The organism is Ochrobactrum sp. Marseille-Q0166 (assembly GCF_014397025.1).
Taxonomy (GTDB): Bacteria; Pseudomonadota; Alphaproteobacteria; order Rhizobiales; family Rhizobiaceae; genus Brucella.
The window spans coordinates 518218-537500 of the sequence record NZ_JACJUO010000002.1; the positions used below are offsets into that span (position 1 = coordinate 518218).

A 19283-nucleotide genomic window follows, 5' to 3' on the forward strand; every position below is an offset into this window, starting at 1 on the left:
GTTTATATAAGACTTGCCCGCTTGATAACGCAATTTTTGCTGTTGGTGGGTATCAGCCCAGGGTGACGGATAAATTGCCCATCAATTTTATTTATTATAGAATAATCTTCTAAAGAATCCCCGTATGGCGCAGCTACACCGCTTATCGATGCTCTGACGGTCGCTGTATAACCTGTATCAACTGAGGGCCTTATGGCGACCTCGAAGCAGGAGAATAAAATGAGCGGTTTGACCATTCGCAATCGCAAAATGAATTTGAGCAATTGGGGGCTGACGACGGCACTGACCGTTGCGCTTGCATTCGGCTCGTTCGCTCAGGCAAATGCGCAGCAAAGCAACCCTGACGCTACCATCAATATCGGGTCGCTCTACGAGCCGCAGAACCTCGATAATACCGCAGGCGCTGGTCAGGGCATCAACGAAGCTTTTAACGGCAACGTCTATGAAGCGCTGTTCCGCCTGGACGACAATGGCACTGTCGAGCCTGTTCTCTCGAAAGATTACACGGTCAGCGACGATGGTCTGACCTATACGTTCAAGCTTCAGCCCGGCGTAAAATTCCATTCAGGCGCGCCGCTGACCTCGAAGGACGTCAAGTTCTCCATCGAGCGTGTTGCAGCGCCTGAATCCAAAAGCTCGCGCAAAAGCAGCCTCAAGACCATTACAGGCATCGAAACGCCAGATGATGAAACTGTCGTCGTCAAGCTTTCGTCCCGCTCGATTTCGTTGCCTTACAATCTCAGCTATGTCTGGGTTGTGAATGACGAAGCAAGCGATCTGCAATCGAAGGAAGACGGCACCGGACCTTACGCGCTGGAAGACTGGCGTCGCGGTTCATCCCTCGCGATCAAGCGCTTTGACGATTACTGGGGTTCGAAGCCAAAGAACGAAGAGGTTGTTTTCCAGTATTTCACCGATGCAAGCGCGCTCAACAATGCACTTCTGACTGGCTCTGTAGACATCATCACATCGGTTCAGAGCCCGGATTCGCTGGCCCAGTTCAAGGACAATCCTGATTTTACCGTCAGTGAAGGCAAGTCCACGACCAAGCTGCTTCTCGCGTATAACGACCGTATTGCACCTTTCGACAATGTGAAAGTTCGTAAGGCGCTGGCGCGTGCCATCGACGACAAGAAGCTTCTGAACGCGGTTTGGGGCGACTATGGCACACTGATCGGCTCATTCGTTCCGCCAACAGATCCCTGGTATGTCGATCTGACCGGCGTGGATGCCTATAATCCTGAAAGCGCCAAGGAGCTCTTGAAGGAAGCTGGCTATCCCGATGGCTTCAGCTTCACCATCGATACACCGAACTATGATCCGCACCCGATTGCAGCGCAGTTCATCCAGAGCGAACTGGCCAAGATCGGCGTGAAGGTGAACATCAACATCATCACGGCCAATGAATGGTACACGAAGGTCTATAAGGCGCATGATTTCCAGGCAACCCTGCAGGAGCACGTGAACCACCGCGATATCGTGTTTTACGGCAATCCGGATTTCTATTGGGGTTATAACAACCCGAAGGTTGTGGATCTGATCAAGGAAGCCGAAGCAAGCTCCACCACCGATGAACAGACGGCCAAGCTGACCGAAGCCAACAAGATCATTGCAGAAGATGCAGCCAGCAACTGGTTTTATCTCTATCCGCAGATCGTAGTCTCAAAAAAGTCGGTGAGCGGCTATCCGGTCAATGGCCTGAATTCGCAGTTCTTTGCTTATGATATTACAAAGGCCGCTGAATAATCTGCTGTCCATAATCGAGAACTGATACTCGACACGAAGCGCCGCCTGAATTATTTTCCGGCGGCGTTATCGCATTCTGAGTGGCCCAAAACTGCTCCCTCATGCCCGAGAGGTATTCGCCATTCTTGCCTATATTCTGCGCCGTTCGGCCATTCTGATCCTGTCGGTATTCGTTGCAGCTATCATTCTGTTTTTGCTGCTGCGCCTTTTGCCGGGTGATCCGGCAAATGCGCTGGTCTCGGTTGGTGCGGACGCCGCGCAGATTGAAGCTGCGCGCAAACAGGTCGGGTCCGACCTCCCGCTTTATCAACAATTCACACAGTTCATCGGCTCGCTTATGCGCTTTGATCTCGGCAATTCCTTTGTCAGCGGCGCACCTGTTTTGACTGAAATCGGCAAACGCCTGATCGTAACGCTGCCACTGACACTGATGGCATTTGTGCTCGCAATCATCATCGCCGTGCCGTTCGGCATCCTGTCGGTCGTGCGTCAGAAAAGCTGGTATGGCTCGATCATTTCAGTGATTTCACAGTTGGGCATTGCGGTGCCGGTTTTCTGGATCGGCATTCTGCTGGTCTGGGTGTTCGCGGTGAAACTGCGCATGTTTCCATCGGGCGGTTTTCCATCGCGTGGATGGCAATCCGCACCTGCTGCATTTCAGTCGCTGACATTGCCAGTCATCACCATTGCCATAGTCATGTCGGCATCGCTGATCCGCTATGTTCGTTCGGCAACGCAGGATGTATTGGGCAGTGACTATCTGCGCACGGCACGCGCGCTGGGTTCTACGTTCTCACAAGCGCTGATCCGCCATGGCATCCGAAACGGTGCGGTTCCTGTGATTTCGATCCTTGGTATCGAACTCGCCTCAACGTTTCTCGGTGCTGTGGTTGTGGAACGCGTTTTCTCGCTCCCCGGCCTCGGCTCCATGCTGCTTTTGGGCATTGAGCAGCGCGATTATCCCAATGTACAAGGTGTCTTGTTCGTCTCGACGCTTCTGGTTCTTCTGGTGGGCTTCGCCGCCGACCTCGCGCAGCGGCTGATCGATCCGCGATTGCGCAGCCGCTCTGCGGGAGGCCGCACATGAGCAGCATCACCACATCTTCGCAAGGTTTACGATTGCCATGGCCGCTCGTGGCCGGCGGTATTCTTGTTGGCATTCATGTCATTGTTGCGGTGCTTACCCTGTTCTGGACGCCTTATGGGGTTGGCGACATGGTTGGCGGACGGCTTGAAGCGCCGTCATGGGAGCATTGGGCAGGCACCGACCGGCTGGGTCGCGATCTCATGACACAGATCATGGTCGGCTCACGCATTGCGCTCGTTGTCGGGCTTGGGGCGGTCACCATCAGCGCAGTAATTGGCGTTACCATTGGCGTTCTGGCCGCTTTTGCGACGCAGACGCTCGACGACATACTGGCTGCGACGCTCGATATTCTGATTGCTTTCCCGACATTGCTGCTTGCAATGCTGATCGTCGCTTCAAGCGATGGCGCAAGCCTTTCGACGGCCATTCTCGCAATTGGTATTGCTGGTGCAGCAATTGTCGCGCGGTTGACCCGCATTCTCGCCAAACGTGTTCTGGCGATGGATTATGTCACAGCATCGCGCATTTCCGGCACTTCTTGGCTCGGCGTCGTCCGCCTGCATGTGCTGCCGAACATCTGGCCAACACTTATCGTCAATTTTGCACTTCTGTTCGGACTGGCGGTTATTGCTGAAGCCTCACTCTCTTATCTCGGGCTTGGTGCTCCGCCACCCAATGCATCCTGGGGGCGACTGCTGCAGGAAGCGCAGGCTTCGGTTTATACAGCTCCCTTCGGTGCAATCGCACCGGGTCTTGCACTCGTTTCGCTCGTCATCGGGCTTAATCTTTTTGCAGATGGCTTGCGCGATGTGGCTGACCCAACGCGGAGGAGGCAACGATGAGCCCATTGCTGAACGTTGAAAATCTCGCAATCGAAACAGCAGGCCGCGTTCTTGTTTCCGGCTTGTCTTTTTCGGTTGGGCAGGGCGAACGCGTCGGCCTGATCGGTGAATCCGGCTCCGGCAAATCACTGACCGCATTGGCTGTCATGGGACTGCTTGCTGACGGAATGAAAGCAAGCGGTTCGATCACGCTCGACGGCCACCAGATTATCGGTGCGCGTGATCATACGCTTGTTCCGCTGCGTGGACGAAGCGTCGCCGCCGTCTTTCAGGAACCGATGACCGCGCTCGATCCGCTGATGCGCATTGGCAAACAGGTTGCAGAAGTGGTGAAGCGCCGCGCATCGCGCGATGGCCGCAAGCTTGGCAAAGCGGAACTTGAACGCGAGGTTATTGGGCTTCTGAATCGCGTTTCCCTGCCGGAACCGGTACGGATTGCCCGCTCATGGCCGCATGAGATTTCGGGCGGTCAGCGCCAGCGTGCAGCGATTGCCATGGCTCTTGCGTGTCGGCCAAAACTGCTGATCGCTGACGAGCCGACAACCGCGCTCGATGTGACGACACAGGCGGAGATCCTCAAACTTCTTGAGCAACTTGTTCGCGATGACGGCATGGGGCTTTTGTTCATCAGTCATGACCTGCCGGTCGTTGCAGGCATTGCCGAACGGGCGCTGGTGCTCAGGCACGGCAATTTGATCGAGCAGGGACCAGTGTCCACGCTTTTTGCCAATCCCGTTGCGGATTACACCAAGGGACTGGTTGCTGCCGCGCGTGCCTTCGATGCTGCATTGGAGGTGGCGCGATGAGCCTCATTGATCTTTCCAACGTATCTTTTGCCTATAGTGCTGGCAAAACCGTGCTGCATGGCATCGATCTCACGCTTGAGAGCGGCAGCAATCTTGGCATTGTAGGTGAATCCGGCTCCGGCAAGACAACCATGCTCAAACTGCTGCTGGGATTGCAGGTTGCAACGTCCGGCGATGTTAATTTTCGCGGCCAGAAGCTCAACATCAAAGACCGCAAATTCATGCGTGGCTTTCGCCGTTCTGTTCAAGCGGTTTTCCAGGATCCTTATTCCTCGCTCGATCCGCGCCAGCGCGTGTTCAACATTATTGCTGAACCGCTGCGCTCGCTGAAAATCGAGACAGACATTACAAAGGCCGTCGCTCAGGCACTGGCTGCGGTCGATCTGCCAGAAGATGCAGCAACACGTTATCCGCATGAGTTTTCCGGCGGTCAGCGTCAGCGCATTGCAATTGCGCGTGCGATTGTCGCCAATCCTGATCTGATTATCGCCGATGAAGTCGTCAGTGCGCTCGATCTTACCACGCGTGCGCGTATCATTGATCTCATGCGGACTTTGTCTGAACGCACGACTTTCGTGGTCGTTTCGCACGATATCGCACTTGTGGCTTTGCTTTGCGAAAGACTGATCGTGCTTGAGAAAGGCAGGATCGTTGAACAGGGCGATACACGCGATATTCTTGCCAATCCGCAACACGCCTATACGCAAAAACTGCTGACAAGCTTGCCGCGAATGCCCAGAGACGATGCTTCTAAAAGCGTTTAGAGGGCTAATCTGATCGAGGAATATCGAAACTCGCTCTAATCACTCGCAAATTCGCACTTACTTCTTCCGTTTTGGAAGAAGTAAGCTTCTCGCTGATGGACTAATCAATGCGCGGGCTTTTTGGCATGTTGCCCCTCAACTTCTCCTTTTGAATTGAGGCTATCGTGATCGACAACCGTACCGCTCCCTATGCAATCTTGCTGCTGCGTCTCGCACTCGGCATCCTGTTTCTCGCCCACGCCGGATTGAAGATTTTCGTCTTCACCCCTGCAGGCACGGCCGCCTTCTTCGGATCGCTCGGCCTTCCTGGCTGGTTTGCCTATGTCACCATTCTCTGGGAACTGGTTGGCGCAGTTGCACTCATCCTTGGCATTTTCCCGCGTATTGCCGCCGTGGCTCTTATCCCGATCCTTCTCGGCGCTATCTATACCGTTCACGGTGCGGCAGGCTTCTTCTTCACCAATCCAAATGGCGGCTGGGAATTCCTGGCACTCTGGATTGCGGGCCTTGCAGCCGTAGCACTCGGCGGAAATGGCGCATACGCTCTTAAGCCGGGTAAATAATACGAAGGATCACGGGGCTATGCCCCGTGATCCCAGATAAGCTTTCAGGGACAGATACCATGCTGGTAGACGGAAAATGGACAGAAGACTGGCAACCAGTGCAGGCCAAAGATGCAAAAGGCGGCTTCGTGCGCCAAATTTCCGGCTTCCGCAACTGGATCACGCCCGATGGACAGGCGGGCCCGACCGGCGACGCCGGTTTCAAGGCGGAGGCAGGCCGTTACCATCTTTATGTCGCCTATATCTGTCCCTGGGCTTCACGCACATTGATCGGCCGCAAGCTCAAGGGACTGGAAGATGTCATTTCCGTTTCCGTTGTTGAGCCTGCGCTGACCGATCAGGGCTGGCGTTTCGGTGACTATCCCGGTTCTGACCGTGACAGCCTGAACAATGCCACCTATATGCACGAAATCTATACCAAGGCGGATCCGCATTATACCGGCCGCGCGACGGTTCCAGTGCTGTGGGACAAGCAGAAGAATACCATCGTCAACAATGAGTCCGCAGATATTCTGCGTATGTTCAATTCTGGCTTTGGCGATCTGGCGCGCAACACAATCGACCTTTATCCGGAATCTCTGCGCACAGATATTGATGCTTTGAACGAATATATCTATCCGCGTCTTAACAACGGTGTTTATCGTGCTGGCTTTGCCACCACGCAAATCGCTTATGACGAAGCCTTCCGCGATGTCTTCGCAACGCTCAATGAGCTGGAAGCAAAGCTTGAGGGCAAAGGTCCTTTCCTGTTCGGCGATCAATTGACGGAAGCCGATATTCGGCTTTTCGTAACGCTGGTACGTTTTGATGCAGCCTATTTCAGCCTGTTCAAGTGCAACCTGCGCCGCCTGACTGACTATCCGACACTGCAAGCATGGCTGATGCGCGTTCTGGAAGTTCCCGGCATCCGCGAGACCGTCAATATCGACCATATAAAGCGTGGCTACTATTCCATCAAGACACTGAACCCAACCGGTATCGTGCCTGTTGGGCCGGATCTTCCTGGCCTCGCTCCTGTCGAAATCTGAGGGTGAACGTCATGGATTCACTGATAATCTTTCTGCATGGTGTCGGAAGCCGAGGTGACGATCTGGCTCCACTGGGCGAATACTGGTCACAGGCATTGCCCGCTACGGTCTTCGCCGCTCCAGATGCTCCTTTTCCGTTTGATCAGGGCGGTTCGGGTCGGCAATGGTTCAGTATCAGCGGCGTAACGCCGGAAAATCGCGCGCAACGGATTGTGGATGCACGTCAGGCTTTTGACAAAACCTTGCAGACGATCATGACAGCGAAGGGCTTTTCCGATAAGCCGCACCGTGTGGCACTGGTAGGCTTTTCCCAAGGCGCGATTATGTCTCTTGATGCGCTGGTCACAGGCAGATGGTCGTTGGGTGCCGTTGTCGCTTTTTCCGGCAGGCTGGCATCGCCGAAGCCCTTTACCCCCTCGCTTTCTACCCCAGCCCTGCTCGTGCATGGTTTAAGTGATCCGGTTATTGCACCAAGTGAATCCCAAAAGGCGCATCAACAGCTAAGTGAAATCGGTGTAAGTTCGACCTGCCATATTCTACCGGGCGTTGGTCATACGATTTCTGCCGAAGGAGCTGCTCTCGCTGTCAACTTTCTGAGGCAAACTCTGCATCTTGGATAATTTCCAAATTCAGTTATTTTCTTGTCTAACGACAAAGATAATAGCTGAACTGGAAACAATTATGGATCGGCTCGATTGTGAACGCATGTTCGTTGCCGTGCTCGATACCGGCAGTTTTTCAGCCGCCGCCCAGCGGCTTGGAACGAGCAGCGGACAAGCGTCGAAACTCATATCGAAACTGGAAGCCGACCTTGGTGTTCAGCTGATCAGACGCACAACGCGCGCATTGTCACCAACGGAAGTCGGCTTCGCCTATTACGAACGCATGAAAGGGCTCTTGCAGGATTTTGATGCGCTCGATGCCGCTGTCCGCAATGCTTCCGGTGCACCAACAGGGCGTATTCGGCTGACAGCACCCATGTCGTTTGGAACATTGCGACTAACGCCGGTTCTTCTCGACTTTGCCCGGTCTTTTCCCGATATACAGATTGATGTCAGTTTTTCAGACCGGATTGTCAGTCTGGTCGACGAAGGCTTTGATATTGGCGTGCGGATCGGCAAGCCACTGGATAGCAGCCTGATTGCGCGGCGGCTTTGCGATGCGCGTGTGGTGCTGATCGCATCGCCATCCTACGTCGAAAAGCATGGCTCGCCAGACCATCCGCGTGATCTCGTCACGCATAATTGCATCATCGATACCAACTTCCGCGAACCCTTTGTCTGGCGATTTGCTCCTTCGCCAGAAGGTGAACCCAGTGCAGTCAATATTGCCGGAAGGCTGCAATTCTCCAATGGTGAAGCCTGTCTTGAAGCAGCAGCGGCGGGGCTGGGTATTGCCCATGTGCCAAGCTTTATTGCGGGTCCCTCCATTCGCAAAGGTCGCGTACTGCAACTGCTAAAAGCCTATGAGGACAAACCGCTCGGCATCCATGCGGTCTATCCACCTGCAAGACATCTGGCATTGAAGGTGCGGGCGCTCGTTGATTATCTCGTTGAGCATTTTCACGGAAAGCCGGAATGGGATCGTGACTGGTAGAAGTCGCCATTAGAGCGCGTTTCGGTGTGATTGAATGAGATCGTTGCTCCAAATTATTGTCTTAATACGCATCCCCAAGGCAGCTTCGCACTTTTCGTGATGCGCTCCACGAAGAAGAGGCGGAACTTACAAATATTCCGCCCTTCCCGGCTTCATTCAACGTATCAAGCAGCCGCCTTAAGATTTTTTTCGCATCTCAGCAACATTCCGTAGAGGTCGCGCGGCTCATCAGGATCTGCAAGCATATCAAGTTCGATATAGAGCCCCGTTTCCTTCAATTTGCTGCGAACATAGCGCAGTGCCGAGAAATCTTCGATTGCAAAGCCAACACTGTCGAACAAGGTGATAGCCCGATCTGACGAACGGCCTTCTATAGCTCCAGTGATGACCTGCCAGAGTTCCTTGACGGGATAGTCGGGATCAAGTTGCTGGATTTCGCCCTCAATACGCGTCTGTGGCGGGTATTCAACGAAGATGTCCGAACGGAGCAGGATGTCTTTGTTCAGTTCTGTCTTGCCCGGACAATCGCCACCCACTGCATTGATATGAACGCCAGGGCCAACCATGTTGTCACTGAGAATCGTTGCATATTGCTTGTCGGCTGTGACGGTCGTGATGATATCGGCACCCTCAACCGCTTCCTGAGACGTGCCAAAGATCGAAATAGAAAGCCCTGTATCGCCCAGATTGCGTGCGCAACGCTCACTCGCTAGGCGGTCAATATCAAAAAGGCGCAGATTTTCGATTCCCAGAATAGCCTTGAAAGCCAGCGCCTGAAACTCGCTCTGCGCACCATTGCCAATGATCGTCATGGTCTTTGAACCCGGACGCGCAAGGTGCCTGGCCGCGACAGCAGACATAGCAGCCGTGCGCAATGCCGTTAAAATCGTCATCTCGGTCAACAGCATTGGATAACCACTGCCAACATCGGCCAGCACACCGAAAGCCGTTACAGTCTGGAGACCTTCCTTTGTATTTTTCGGATGGCCGTTCACATACTTAAAGCCATATAGCGTGCCGTCACTTGTCGGCATCAACTCAATCACACCTTCGTCAGAATGGGATGCGATACGTGGCGTTTTATCGAACTCTTGCCAACGGCAAAAATCTTCTTCGATCACTTCCGCCAGTTCCTTGAGAAAGGTTTCAACGCCTACCGTCAGCACCAGCTTCATCATGTGATCGACACTGACGAAAGGAACAATATTCAGCTTTTCATTGGTCATGATTCTGATCCTTGGTCGGATAGCTTTGTGCTGAATCTCAGGCACGCTTCGACAATAATTCTTCCGCAATCATTGAAACGACCTGCGGCAAGACTTCAAAAGCATATGGCGCATGGACGCGTTCAAGCTTCTGGTGGAACTCGCGGCCCCACGGCCCAATGTTAACCACCGGAAACTGTAGAGCATCATCCGCTGGTTGATCGACAAGGCGCGCAACTGGCGTGTTGTGGGAAACCACATCCTGACCCTGTGTCGCCTGCCCCAGAAAACTCATGTCAGAGATTCCCTGAAAATACGGCTTCCAGACCAGTGACTGACCAGGGAAGGCTGAAAATGTTTGCACGGTTGTCTCGATGGCCTGCTTAAAAGCGCGATCCTTAGCCTGAGTGTCATCAAGATGGCTCGCAGGGTAATGTAGACCGGAAAAGCCAACAACAACCGCAGGACCGGAGAGATGCGCCACACCGACAAGCCATTCGGTCAGTTGGCGGCTGACAGATAAAGGATTGTCTATGTGGGAAAGGCGCTTCTCCTGCTCGCTGTAAAGCGCCTCAAACTCCTCACCTGCAACCTCGGCGGCCATTCCACGCAACTGATCGAACGTTATGAGTTTCGGTACTGCTGGCGTTGCGCCGGCACGTTTGCCAATCAGTTGACCGAAAGCCTCTGACTGCCCCGCAAAACGTTCGACAGCCTCGGTAGCACCTGCCAGCACTTCAGTCTGAAAGCGCTCAAATAGCTCTTCTGCAGTCATGGCATGATAAAGCCAGTTAAGTGCAATCCAGAAGCGTTCAGGCGTGGTCACTTCATATCCATCGCGCAAGTCTTTTGCCTCGAGGCAGATTGGCGGTGGTGAGATATCATTTTCATCACGGTCGGCCAATGCTGCATTGCCTTCAAAGCGTGCAAGGATGCCAGCCGCCATTGCCTGCGCACTCACACCCTCATAAGGATAGCTTGCATGCGAGCTTAGTCCGATGACCAGCGCAAATGGTAACAGCTTTCCAATCGTCCCTGCGTAGACCGCGCGTCCCTCCTGACCGTCTCCTTGATCAGACGTCACATCAAGATTGATTGCAGCAGCGATTTCGATGTCGAAATCACGGGCTATCGCGGGTAGCGCATTACGCATAGAACGCATGCCACGGCTTTCGCGTTCTTCATCCGGTGTGAACACAAGCAAGAGATTGCCACTGCGATCTGCATCCTCGGCGAATTTTTCTGCACATGCTATTCCAACGGCAAGGCCACTCTTCATGTCGAGCATGCCACGCCCCGGAAGAAAATCGCCGCTTAGCAAATCTTCCAGAGCACGTTCTTCCTGTGCCGAACGTGCACGCTTCGACAAATCTTTAATCAGTGCATCTTTGAGTTTGAGGCTTTCACAAGCCAGAGACTTCAACTCGTGATAATTATCTGTCGCAACCGTATCGAAATGACCTGCAAGAGCAAGCGTACGCTTGCCCTTGCCACGAACCAGCGCGACGACATTATGCGTCAGCGGATCGCCATGACTTGCAACCGTGCGGATATTGTTTGGATTTTGCTGGAAGTAAGGAATTTCCTTCAAAACAGAGACCAGATGTTCGGAAAACCTGGCTTCACCGGGTGTTCCGGTTTCACTGTTCCATCCAACCAGACGCAGTGCCAATTCCTCGACATGCTGCGCATTAATATGGTTATGCGCCATCGTTACGGCGTTGGACGCGCCGTTTGAAACATTCGCAGTCATAGATCAAGTCTCCGTCAATGGGAGCGTGTTTCTAAGAAATGCAACACGCTTCTAAAGCTTAGATTTCAATTTTTGAGCATAATCCGACCGGAGTAAAACGAGGATAGATAAGATTATGCTTAATTTAGCAAGAGTTAGAGCACCGATCTGAATCAATCAGATCGAACCGCGCTCTAATGAGAAAGATGCTTGCGCAGGAATGCTCGCGTCCGCTCTTCGGTGGGATTGGACAGAACCTGATCTGGCGAGCCCTGTTCAACCACCACACCACCATCCATGAACATGACGTGGTCACAGACTTCGGCTGCAAAACGCATCTCGTGTGTGACGATCAACATAGTCATATGTTCACTTGCGAGCTGCTTCATAACTTGGTTCACCTCTTCGACCAGCTCAGGGTCAAGTGCGGATGTTGCTTCATCAAAAAGCATAACCTTCGGCTGCATGGCCAGCGCACGCGCAATCGCAACACGTTGCTTCTGTCCGCCCGATAGCCGCGCAGGATAGGCATGGCCCTTATCGACAAGGCCCACTTTCGCAAGCAAGCTATTTGCACGTTCCAATGCATCTGCCCGCGAGAGGCCCTTCAGCTTCATCGGTCCGACCATGATGTTCTGAAGAACGGTTAGATGCGGAAACAGATTAAACTGCTGGAAAACCATCCCCATTTCCTGCCGGATATGGTTGATGTGCTTTTCGAAAGCGCGCCCCTTGAGTGGGCGATTAACCTGATGTCCATCCAGCCAGATCTCACCGCTTGAGGTTTCTTCCAGCATGTTGATGGAACGCAAGAGCGTACTTTTTCCGGAACCACTGGGGCCGATAATGGAAACGATCTTTCCTTTGGCTACAGTGAGGTCAATGCCTTTCAAAACCTCGATATCGCCATAGGATTTCCTGATCTGACGAAGTTCGATCATGGGGGTCTGTGTGTTCATCGGATAGCTTCCGCTTTCTTGGCCGCTTTGCTCAAAACCCATTCCATCAAAAGATTGACGAGGTAATAGAGCACGGCTGCAACGAAGTAGAACTCAAAAGGACGATAGGTTTCGCTGATGCCACGCTGTGCGCTCAACACCAGTTCTGCAATGCCCAATACCGACAGAACGGCTGTGTCCTTGAGCAGGATAATGCTGTTGTTGCCGACTTGCGGCAGTGCAGTCAGGATCGCCTGAGGAATGATGAAATAGCGCAGCGCAGCACCATTTCCAAAGCCGAGCGAACGAGCAGCTTCCATCTGCCCCTTATCAACGGCCTCGAGTGACGCACGGAAAATATCAGCGTTGTAGGCAGCATAATGCATGCCGAGGCCGAAAACTCCCGTCCAAAAGGCTGGCACCATAATGCCTATCTGCGACAAACCATAATAGAGCAGATACAGCTGTAAAAGCAGCGGTGTACCCATAAACAGAAACACGATGCCGCGGATTGGAAGACTTATCAGCTTTGGGGCGTGAAGCGTTACAATCGCGATAACAATTCCCAAGACAATACTAATAAAGCCAGCCAGTACAGTAATCAGTACAGTCCAGAGCAGGCCTATCAGCATCAGCTCTGCATAGGGTGGAACGACGGTAAAATCGAGACTCATGCCCCTGCCCTCTTGTCTGCGCTGAAGTAAATTTCAAGACCGCGTACGATCAGGGAAATGACGGCAATAATCACAATATATGCCGCCGCCGCGACCGCAAAAACCTCGAAGGGCTTATAGGTAGAGGTCACAAAACGCTGTGCGGTATAGGTCAACTCGACCACGCCGATTGTCGAAACAAGAGCGGTGCTTTTTGTCAGAATAACGGTATTCACACCGAGCGAGCGGATCATCAGAGGAGCCGCCTGTGGCAGTATAAAGAGCCGCATCGTTCCTATCCGGCTAAAGCCAAGCGAACGCGCTGCTTCATTCTGCCCCTTATCGACTGCAAGAATCGCGCCACGCATTCCTTCCGACATATAGGCGCCGATGTTGAAGCCCATCGTGATCACGCCCGCAACAAAAGGCGAAAATTCAAAGCCAAATTGTGGGCCGCCGAAAAACACCAGAAACAACTGTACGAGAAGCGGCGTCCCACGCATGACACTGATGTAAGCGGTTGCGATCCAACGCACCGGCGCGTAACGCGAAAACTTCGCTATCACCAACAGGCTCGCAACGATGAGGCCGATGAGCAATGAGACGATAGTCAACTCAACCGTCACCCATCCTGCCTGAACAATGAAGGGAAAAATCCGCTCAATAAGTGCGATATCCATCCTTCAACCTTTCTGCCTCAACTCTGAAAGCATCTGTCACATTGGAACAAGCACGGCCGCGAGCCGGCAACACCTATGACAAAGTTTAGGAACGAAAGCATTCACCGCTTAACTGCATGGCCGTTTGCCACGACAAAAGCGAAAGAAGCCAAGCAACAACAATTTTGATGTCGCTTTTCAACAGTGGTCGAGCGGCTCTTCGAACCGCTCGACACCAATGTTCAAATCAACGGATATCCCCACCAATCCACTTTTCGGAGATGGTCTTGTAGGTGCCGTCAGCCATCATGTCATCAAGGGCCTTCTGCATGGCATCGCGAAGCTCAGGATTGTTTTTACGCACTGCAATACCGATATCATAACGCGGCAGCTGATCGTCTTTTACCTGATCGATAGGCGCATTGCTTTTACTGATCGCTACAAGGACAGGAACATCATCGGCAATTACAGCGTCGATACGGCCTGAACCAAGATCGAGTAGCATTTCTGGCAGCCCCTTATACGTGCGGACTTCGTATTTGCCCTGCTCACGCACCCACTTTTCAGAGGTTTCACCAAGCGTCACACCGATGGTTTTGCCTTCCAGTTCGTTCAGCGACTTGACCGTATCGCCTTTACGTACGAACAGCCCGAGACCGGAACGATAATAAGGGCCGACAAAATCAATAGCCTTCTTGCGTTCTTCGGTGATGCCCATCGAACCAACAATGGTATCAAAACGGCCCGTGACGAGGCCAGCAATGATCCCATCCCAAGCAGTCGTTACGATTTCAGGTTCAACCTTCAGGCGACGAGCAATTTCAGAGCCGATATCAACGTCGAAACCAACAACCTGATTGTTTTCATCGACAAAGCTGAACGGCGGGAAAACCCCGGATAGCGCAACGGTCATCTTGCCGCTCTTCTGAATCTTCTCCAGATCGTCAGCCTTAGCTGCATGAGCGCAGAGAGAGATGCCAAGTGCCACCAGCGCAGTGGAAAAAAGTCTCGCCATTTTCATTATCAAAGTTCCCTAAGATAGCTCCAAACGGAGCCGTTGACGCTATTTTCTGGCCTTGTAACCGGCCTCAACAGGGAATTGTGCAGCATCCCACCAGCTAGCAGCATTTTAGGAGCCACTTTTATATTCCCCTTGTCGGAAATCATTATCCGCAATCACATTGACAAAAAAGAATATAAAGTGATTGTTTTTGTCATAAAATGACGATTCAGTCACAATAAATTACTAAAAAGAAAGTGGGAACAATGGATGAATTAGATAAGAGGCTGATTACAGAATTACGCATCAACGGCCGTGCCTCTGTGCCCCAACTGGCAGAGCTGCTGGGAGTGGCACGCGCAACGGCGCAGAAACGCCTCGACCGCTTGATCGCCAATGGCGACATTAAAGGTTTTACCGTGCGCGTGCGTGATGATATCGGTAAAGATCAAATCCGGGCTTTCATGCTCATCGAAATGTCTGGTGCATCGCTCAAAGCCACCATCGCCGCAATCAAGCGCGTACCCGGACTGACCAGTCTTTGCAATACGAATGGTATTTGGGATGTGATTGCAGAGCTTGAAGTCTCGACAATCTCCGAACTAAACGAAGTCATCTCAACAATTCGCTCGCTTCAGGGAGTGAGCAAAAGCGAAACCTTCATCATGCTTGGACCTGCATAGCGAAACACATTTTCGATCTTACTTTTGCAGTTTCTGATAACGCTTGATGAGGCGATCACGCTTGAGCTTTGACAGACGCTGAAGCCAGAAAATCCCGTCAAGCTGATCGATCTCATGTTGATGACAGACTGCAAGCAAGCCATCAGATTCTTCAGTCCACTCAACGCCGTCCATATCCTGATAACGCAGATGAATGCGGGCATGTCTTTCAACATCGTCAACAACACCTGGCATAGAGACGCTTCCTTCCTGATGACGGATTTTCTCATCGCAAGCCCAGGTGATCTCAGGATTGATATAGGTCTTGGCGCTGCCCGGGCCGGAAAGCTCAAGCACCACGACACGCGTCAGAACACCTATATGCGGAGCTGTGATGCCGATGCCCGGTGCAGCGCGCAGCGTATCAAGCAAGTCCTGTGCAAGGATACGTAGATTATTATCAAAAACGGTGACCGGTGCTGCAGCAGCACGCAAAGCTGCATCCGGAAATTTGACAATCTGTCTAACGGTCATTCTGCTTCCCTGCTATTCGCTATCTGCCGATTATGACTTCATCGTCGCGTTAACGATGATGGATTCACTGGATCAAACTTAATGAGGCCCGCATAACGCAGAAACCTCAAAAGCTCTATCTCCATTAAAGCTAAAAGCTTTTCAACACAGAGGAGCCCTGTCTGTCTTATTAAGGTCTCATCCAAAATTCGCCTGGCAGCAACGGTAACCAACAGCGCGGAGACGCTGCGATGCCTTGCGTAGGTGTGAGCGATTGCAGACGGCAATACCACAATCCGTCGCTCCCTCAGACCCTTCATAGGTCATGCTAATGTCGCTCTAATATCCTGTAAGGAAGGAAGCGACTTTTACGCATACAAAAACTACAGACGCTGAACCAATATACTCTTACGTCATACGGGATTCTGTTAGCCTATGAAGAATAGGAACGAGTGCCTAGCAAGAAAGCAACACTGTTAAACCTGCCTCAACGGTACCCGATATAGGCATCTTAACAGTTTTCTTGCGAAAACCTTACCATATGAAAAATTGAAGGTAATCCGAGCTTACTAAACTGAACAGAAGCTTTTCTTTCGTCACTGAGACAATCTCACAATCGTGAGTCGCTCACCTCAAAAGGTGACGAAAATCCATTAAAGGCACGGGATCGATAGGGATCACTATACGACTATTTCGTTAAGAATGTCTACTCTTCAAAGACTCATTTGAAAGATTTTGCAAACAGTTATTCGGGCGAAGCTCGCCATGCTTTCAGCTTGTCAATCCAGCCTGAAACATTCGCTGACCTCCTTCGAACGGAATTTTAACAAATCCTGCATCGTAGAACCCAAAATGCATGCTCTTGCACTTGAAATATCGAGCCAGCTTCCGAGGCCCGATCGTCTCCTTTCTTCAGTGCTTAACAAACTCATCATCATATAAATTTGCGAATTCATTCAAAACCGTCCGATTCCCCCACAACCAATGTCCCGGAAAAACGCGATTTTACTTGCATCCATAAAGCAAACCCCTCATCAGCGATGACAGGCAAAATAGACTACAGTCTATTATCCAGAATTCTCTTTATATTCAGAGAGATAGACAAAATCCGATTCGTTATGACTTCATAGAAAGTTAGCTAAACGGAATGCGCTAATCATTTGTTAACATACGCCACTTGCAGCAAAATAAGAATCGGACATAATGACGGTATTTAGGCGGTATTAGTTCCAGTGCCGTCATTAGGGATCCCGAGCCTATGAATATCGCAAGTAAAGCAGAGCAAGTGTCGTTTGACGACATGATATTGACGCAAGGTCGAGAGATCTCGCGCAAGCTCAATCTGCTGCGTCATGAAAACTTCCCGCCAGATGCACGCAAAAACTTGCGGCAGTTTTCCATGGCGGAAGCTGCGTATTTTCTCGGTGTCTCTCCGAGCAATTTAAAGAAGCTTCATCTGGAAGGCAAAGGCGTTGAGCCTATCATCCTTTCCGGCGGACGCCGTGCTTATACAATTGAACAACTACAGGAACTGCGCCAATGGCTTGATCAGAACGGTCGTGCTGAGGTGAAGCGTTATGTTCCCCATCGTCGTGGCAATGATAAACTGCAGGTTATCGGCGTTGTGAACTTCAAAGGCGGTTCCGGCAAGACGACGACTGCGGCGCATTTGGCGCAACATCTCGCCCTCACCGGCCATCGCGTGCTTGCCATTGATCTTGATCCTCAGGCTTCGCTGTCAGCTCTGCACGGTATTCAGCCTGAGCTTGATGAATTTCCATCGCTCTACGAAGCTGTTCGCTATGACGAGCAGCGCAAGTCGATCCGCGAAATCATTCGCAAAACCAACTTCCCGGGTCTGGACATCATCCCTGCAATGCTGGAGTTGCAGGAATATGAATATGATACGCCGCTAGCGATGCAGAATGGTGGCGAAGGCAAAACCTTTTGGAACCGCATCGCTGTGGCTCTTGCAGAGGTGGATGCCGATTATGATGTTGTCGTCATCGATTGCCCGCCGCAGCTTGGTTATCTGACGCTGACCGCTCTTTCTGCGGCAACATCGGTGCTCATTACCGTTCATCCGCAGATGCTCGATCTTATGTCGATGTCGCAGTTTCTGCTTATGCTGGGCGACATTCTCAAGACAGTTCGTCAGGCGGGCGGTGCCGTACAACTTGATTGGTTCCGCTATTTGATCACACGCTATGAACCGACAGATGTTCCTCAGGCACAGATGGTTGGTTTCATGCAAAGCATGTTGGCGTCGCACATGCTCAAGCATCAGATGCTGAAATCAACTGCGATCTCAGATGCTGGCCTTACCAAGCAGACACTTTATGAAGTTGAGCGCTCTTCCATGAACCGCGGAACTTATGATCGCGCTATGGAGGCCTTGGAAGGCGTTAATTCGGAAATTCGCGGGCTTATTCATGAGGCCTGGGGTCGTTAGACGGCAGTCTAATTCTGAAAATATGAAATAAAATCAGGCTTATGACTGATTTGAGGATAAAAGAATGGCACGGAAGAACATTTTTCAAAGCGTAATGCAGACCGAAGAAACGGAAGAAAACTCCGTTTCACCGGTCGAAAATGTTTCGCGCCGTTTCGGTGCTGCTAAGTCTTTATCTGCATCCATCGATGAACTTGCAAAGCAGGCTTCTCAGAAGCTCGATGGAGAAACCATCGTTGAACTCGACCCTGCCGTTCTTGATGCATCTTTCATTGCAGATCGTCTGCCTGAAGCAGATGATCAGGAATATGCCGAGCTCCTGGAAGCTGTGCGTGAGCGTGGACAGGACAGCCCTATTCTCGTGCGCCCTCACCCGGAGACCGTCGGCCGCTATATGATCGTTTTTGGTCACCGGCGTGCAAAAGTCGCTCGTGAACTTGGCATCAAGGTCAAAGCCGTCATCAAACCGCTAGCCGACCTTGAGCATATTCTAAGCCAGGGTCAGGAAAACTCAGCGCGTGCAAATCTCAGCTTCATAGAACGTGTTTTGTTTGCTGCCCGGCTCGAAGACCTGCAGTATAGCCGTGAAGCTATTCAGGCAGCACTTTCTGTCGATTATCAGACATTGTCGAAGATGCTGACAATTCCGCGCGCTATCTCGGAAGATATGCTCATGGCTATTGGGCCAGCGAAAGGTATTGGCCGTGATCGCTGGCTCGAACTGCGAAAACTGATTGAGATGCCCGGCAAGGCAGATGCTGCGCGCGAACTGATGGATACGGATGCATTCAAGGCAGCACAATCCAGTACGCGCTTTGAACAGCTTTATGGCTATCTTAAAGGCTCCAACCAGAAGAAGTCGGTTACGAAGGCTGCAGCGCGTACTGGCTCGACCTGGAGTGCCGCAGACAAAAGCGTGAGCGCAATCATCAAACAGAATGGCAAAACAGCAACGCTGGCACTGAGTGCAGCCAATGGCCCGCGTTTTGCCGAATGGATTTCGCGTAATCTGGATACGCTTTATGCGTCATTCAGTA

At 51.9% G+C, this 19283-nt stretch carries 19 protein-coding genes (1 of these 19 running past the window's edge); 12 read left to right on the forward strand and 7 right to left on the reverse strand.

Annotated elements, in window-relative coordinates; all coding sequences use genetic code 11:
* Positions 1–219 precede the first annotated feature (219 nt).
* The 9 genes from H5024_RS13505 (at position 220) to H5024_RS13545 (ending at position 8432) form a co-directional block, all read left to right on the forward strand.
* Positions 220–1746 carry an ABC transporter substrate-binding protein gene (locus H5024_RS13505; protein WP_187547675.1) on the forward strand — a complete coding sequence of 509 codons (1527 nt, stop codon included), beginning with the start codon at positions 220–222 and terminating at the stop codon, positions 1744–1746.
* Positions 1747–1882: 136 nt separating this feature from the next.
* Positions 1883–2833 (forward strand): ABC transporter permease, encoded by a 951-nt coding sequence (locus H5024_RS13510; protein ID WP_282186082.1) that lies wholly within the window; start codon positions 1883–1885, stop codon positions 2831–2833.
* A complete protein-coding gene (locus H5024_RS13515; RefSeq protein ID WP_187547677.1) occupies positions 2830–3675 on the forward strand; it encodes an ABC transporter permease in 846 nt (281 codons plus the stop codon). Before H5024_RS13510 ends, H5024_RS13515 begins: the two co-directional genes overlap by 4 nt.
* Positions 3672–4481, forward strand: coding sequence for an ABC transporter ATP-binding protein (locus H5024_RS13520; protein ID WP_187547680.1), 810 nt, complete (start codon positions 3672–3674; stop codon positions 4479–4481). Before H5024_RS13515 ends, H5024_RS13520 begins: the two co-directional genes overlap by 4 nt.
* Positions 4478–5245: an ABC transporter ATP-binding protein gene (locus H5024_RS13525; protein WP_187547682.1), complete on the forward strand. Its 768-nt coding sequence runs from the start codon at positions 4478–4480 to the stop codon at positions 5243–5245. The genes H5024_RS13520 and H5024_RS13525 overlap by 4 nt, the downstream gene beginning before the upstream one ends.
* A gap of 164 nt (positions 5246–5409) precedes the next feature.
* Positions 5410–5808, forward strand: a complete 399-nt coding sequence (locus tag H5024_RS13530; protein WP_187547683.1) for a DoxX family protein — start codon at positions 5410–5412, stop codon at positions 5806–5808.
* A 59-nt stretch (positions 5809–5867) separates the two neighbouring features.
* Positions 5868–6836: a glutathione S-transferase family protein gene (locus tag H5024_RS13535; RefSeq protein WP_187547684.1), complete on the forward strand. Its 969-nt coding sequence runs from the start codon at positions 5868–5870 to the stop codon at positions 6834–6836.
* Positions 6837–6847: 11 nt separating this feature from the next.
* A complete protein-coding gene (locus H5024_RS13540; RefSeq protein ID WP_187547685.1) occupies positions 6848–7456 on the forward strand; it encodes a dienelactone hydrolase family protein in 609 nt (202 codons plus the stop codon).
* Between the two features lie 61 nt (positions 7457–7517).
* Positions 7518–8432, forward strand: coding sequence for a LysR family transcriptional regulator (locus H5024_RS13545; RefSeq protein ID WP_187547686.1), 915 nt, complete (start codon positions 7518–7520; stop codon positions 8430–8432).
* A 164-nt stretch (positions 8433–8596) separates the two neighbouring features.
* Here the strand turns inward: H5024_RS13545 and H5024_RS13550 are convergent, their stop codons facing one another.
* The 6 genes from H5024_RS13550 to H5024_RS13575 form a co-directional block, all read right to left on the reverse strand.
* Positions 8597–9658: an ornithine cyclodeaminase gene (locus H5024_RS13550; protein WP_187547688.1), complete on the reverse strand. Its 1062-nt coding sequence runs from the start codon at positions 9656–9658 to the stop codon at positions 8597–8599.
* A gap of 37 nt (positions 9659–9695) precedes the next feature.
* Positions 9696–11390: a M20/M25/M40 family metallo-hydrolase gene (locus H5024_RS13555; protein WP_187547690.1), complete on the reverse strand. Its 1695-nt coding sequence runs from the start codon at positions 11388–11390 to the stop codon at positions 9696–9698.
* Positions 11391–11563: 173 nt separating this feature from the next.
* On the reverse strand, positions 11564–12328 hold the full coding sequence (locus H5024_RS13560) for an amino acid ABC transporter ATP-binding protein (protein ID WP_273727617.1): 765 nt from the start codon (positions 12326–12328) through the stop codon (positions 11564–11566).
* Positions 12325–12981: an amino acid ABC transporter permease gene (locus H5024_RS13565; RefSeq protein ID WP_187547693.1), complete on the reverse strand. Its 657-nt coding sequence runs from the start codon at positions 12979–12981 to the stop codon at positions 12325–12327. The genes H5024_RS13560 and H5024_RS13565 overlap by 4 nt, the downstream gene beginning before the upstream one ends.
* Positions 12978–13640 (reverse strand): amino acid ABC transporter permease, encoded by a 663-nt coding sequence (locus tag H5024_RS13570; RefSeq protein ID WP_187547695.1) that lies wholly within the window; start codon positions 13638–13640, stop codon positions 12978–12980. The genes H5024_RS13565 and H5024_RS13570 overlap by 4 nt, the downstream gene beginning before the upstream one ends.
* Before the next feature lie 226 nt (positions 13641–13866).
* Positions 13867–14634 carry an ABC transporter substrate-binding protein gene (locus H5024_RS13575; RefSeq protein WP_187547696.1) on the reverse strand — a complete coding sequence of 256 codons (768 nt, stop codon included), beginning with the start codon at positions 14632–14634 and terminating at the stop codon, positions 13867–13869.
* 251 nt (positions 14635–14885) lie between these two features.
* Here H5024_RS13575 and H5024_RS13580 point away from each other — a divergent pair, with 251 nt between their 5' ends.
* Positions 14886–15302, forward strand: a complete 417-nt coding sequence (locus H5024_RS13580; protein ID WP_187547697.1) for an Lrp/AsnC family transcriptional regulator — start codon at positions 14886–14888, stop codon at positions 15300–15302.
* 18 nt (positions 15303–15320) lie between these two features.
* Here the strand turns inward: H5024_RS13580 and H5024_RS13585 are convergent, their stop codons facing one another.
* Entirely contained in the window at positions 15321–15815 is a 495-nt protein-coding gene (locus tag H5024_RS13585) for a peptide deformylase (protein WP_187547698.1), read from the reverse strand.
* Between the two features lie 1237 nt (positions 15816–17052).
* Between H5024_RS13585 and repA the strand changes: the two genes are divergently transcribed.
* Both repA and repB read left to right on the forward strand, forming a co-directional pair.
* Positions 17053–18246 carry a plasmid partitioning protein RepA gene (repA, locus tag H5024_RS13590; protein WP_187547699.1) on the forward strand — a complete coding sequence of 398 codons (1194 nt, stop codon included), beginning with the start codon at positions 17053–17055 and terminating at the stop codon, positions 18244–18246.
* A 64-nt stretch (positions 18247–18310) separates the two neighbouring features.
* A protein-coding gene (gene repB, locus H5024_RS13595; RefSeq protein WP_187547700.1) for a plasmid partitioning protein RepB crosses the window boundary here: on the forward strand, positions 18311–19283 show its 5' portion. The gene runs 14 nt beyond the window's last position; the window shows 973 of its 987 coding nt (coding positions 1–973); the start codon lies at positions 18311–18313; its stop codon lies off the right edge, out of view.